This is a genomic window from Paenibacillus sp. 01L418 (genome assembly GCF_056400045.1).
The window spans coordinates 1-3,081 of sequence record NZ_JBFTSN010000602.1 but is presented as its reverse complement, the minus strand read 5'-3'; the positions used below and the strand labels follow the sequence as shown (position 1 = coordinate 3,081).

Sequence of the window (3,081 nt, the reverse complement as noted above, 5' to 3'; positions counted from 1 at the left end):
CCTCATGGACAGTGGGAGGAAGAGCTGCTTAAGATGAAAGCGGGTGGCATCCAGATCGTCGCTACTTATATATTCTGGATCTATCATGAAGAAACAGAAGGTCGCTTCGATTGGTCGGGAGACAAGGATCTTAGGACATTCGTGCAGCTCTGTCAGAAGAACGAATTGGAGGTTCTTGTTCGCATAGGCCCATGGGCGCATGGCGAATGCCGTAATGGAGGCTTTCCGGATTGGATCTATGGAAGATGCGCGTTACGGACAAACGATGATGACTATTTGTGGTATGTTAGAAGGTTTTACGGGGAAATTGCTAAGCAGATCGAAGGGCTGTCCTTCCAAGATGGCGGCTCGATCGTCGGTATGCAATTCGACAACGAGTTGACGGATAACCCCGAGCATTTGCGAACCTTAAAGAGTATCGCGCGAGAATTGGGCATGAAAGCTCCTTTATATACGGTTACAGGTTGGGGAGGCCCAGGTGGAGCACGGATTCCGAAGGACGAAATGCTGCCGCTATTCGGAGGTTATCCGGATCATCCTTGGGAAAAGCATACAAACCAACTGCCTCCAGGACCGCATTATTTCTTCCATTCAGTACGCAATGATCCGAGCATCGGCAGCGATCTGTTCGGCGAGAAAGCCGTTGATATTAAAGATTTGGAAGACATCGAACGTTATCCCGATGGCTCTTGCGAGCTTGGGGGCGGCGTGCAAATTACCTATCATCGGCGTCCCATCATACAGGCGGACGACGTTGGCGCGATGGCGATGATTAAGATAGCTAACGGGTGCAATCTGCTGGGCTATTATATGTATCATGGAGGAACCCAGCCGCTCGGAGAACTTTCAACGATGCAAGAATCCAATCCCCAAGGCAATCAGTTGCCCGTACGGAGCTACGATTTCCAGGCGCCGCTCGGAGAGTTTGGCGGAATCAGGGATTCTTATAGAAAACTAAAGCGGCTTCATTTATTTCTACACGATTTCGGAGATAGGCTGGCGCCTATGGCTGTGGTTTTTCCGCAAGTTCGGCCTTCATCCTTGGAGGATAACGAGACGGTACGCGTCGTAGCGAGAGCGCAAGGAGATAGCGGCTTCCTGTTCTTCAACAACTACCAGAGACTGACGGAGATGAAAGACAAGGATGACGTACAGGTTGAATTGCGGTTGCCCGGAGGTGAGCTGAACGTTCCTGCAAATGGATTTACGCTTAAGAAGGACGGTTACTTCTTCTGGCCATTCCATATGGATATGGACGGTGTACGTTTGAAATATGCGACCGCACAGTTGTTATGTAGGCTTCGCGGAGATGGGGAGACGCTGTATGTATTCTTCGAGGTTTCTGGCGTGCGCCCCGAATTCGCCTTCGAATCGGATACCGTTTCCGATGTCGAATTGAAAGAGGGAACTTTGGTTCGGCAGGATGGTACGCTCGCCATTTCCGATCTGAAACCGGGGTCTGGCTGCGAATTCGCTGTTCGCTCTGTTGCCAGTCATGTCGTTAAGGTGCTGACAATAACCGAAGAGCAGTCGCTGCATTTGTGGAAGGGCCGGGCATTTGGAGGTGAACGGTTAATTCTATGCGAAGGAAACGTCGTGTTTAAGGAGAAAGGATTGCGCATTAGCGGTACTGAAGCCGACCGGATGGCATTTGCTGTTTATCCTCCTGTTGAACATAACATCACTTGTCAGGGCGTTTCGTTGAAGACTTCACAAGACAAAGAGGGGATATTCCAGGCGTTCAAGCCGATCCTGCAAACTCGTGAAGTCGAATTCTCATGGAAGCGGATCCGTGATTCTACGCTAAACGGAGATTTCTTCAACTATTTATTCGAAGATAAGGGGCAAGAAGGAACAGCACCTGAATGGGAGATTCGTATAGATGCTTCGGCATTCGATGAAGCGAGCGAAATCACGTTGATCGTCGATTTCGTAGGAGACGTAGTACAAGCCTATATTGCCGGACAATGCGTCGCAGATCAGTTCTATAACGGCGTCCCTTGGAAAATAGGCTTAAAGAGATTTCGTGATCAATTGGCGAGCCATTCGATTGTTCTGAAAATTTCTCCTCTATTAAAGGAGAGAGACATCTACATGCCATCCAGACCACTGGAAGATCGCCAGCCAGAGATTTTGGCGCTTTCTGCGGAAGCGGAGTATGCGATTAGCATAGACAATGGCAATCGGAGGGTTTAAAGGATCTGAATGATATGAATGTGGGTCAGCTTATAAAGAATGTGCAGATAACTTAGCTCCAAACGTTTCGGTAAGTCAAGTAAGCGCAGGCTAATAAGGGATTCTATGAGCATGAGATGCTGCTTGGCCAATACGGCTAACCAAACGAATAGCCCAACTGATGCAAATTCCCAATCCCCTAATAACTTAGGGGTTAGGGATTTTTATGTTTTATGTAAAGCACCTTAATATCGGATACCTAAGTGCTTATAAATGATCCGTATTCATTTAATGAAAACGTTTTATAATTAAGACTATAGAAAGGAGGCAAACATGAAAACGAATTCACATCCTGTTACATGAACCTCTCTGACCAGTCCTTTACCAGACATATTCAGCAGACGTTTCAGAAAGCAGATCACGTTTCAAATATTTGTGTGGCTAGGACATTTTTATAAAGTATTTAAACAATAGGTTGGCGTAACCCCCGGCAGTTATCGGGAAACAACAAAGAGGAGTGAACGTGAATGAATATGTATTTTGACAAGCCGGCAGATGTATGGACAGAGGCGCTGCCTGTTGGGAATGGGCATCTAGGGGCGATGATTTTCGGCGGTGTGGAAAGAGAACGATTACAACTAAATGAGGATACGCTTTGGTCAGGTCCCCCTAAGGGAGATAATAATCCGAATGCATTAGCGGTGTTGCCCGAAGTTAGGAAGCTGCTGCAAGAAGAGCGATATGAAGAAGCAGACGAGCTAGCGAAGTCTATGTTGGGCCCCTATACACAATCCTACTTGCCATTAGGAGATCTCATACTCGATTTTTATCATGGTGATCTAGCTACCGAATACAAACGAAGCCTTGAATTGGCGACTGCTATTGCCCGTGTTGAGTTTAAGGTGG

At 47.4% G+C, this 3,081-nt stretch carries 2 protein-coding genes; both read left to right on the top strand.

Going from position 1 to position 3,081, the window contains the following annotated elements; genetic code table 11:
- Positions 1-2,196, top strand: a 2,196-nt coding sequence (locus AC1DSE_RS33410) for a beta-galactosidase (RefSeq protein ID WP_477528923.1), incomplete at its 5' end; no start/stop codon positions are given.
- Positions 2,197-2,702: 506 nt separating this feature from the next.
- Positions 2,703-3,081 (top strand): glycoside hydrolase family 95 protein (locus AC1DSE_RS33405; protein ID WP_477528922.1); only part of this gene is annotated, 379 nt, incomplete at its 3' end.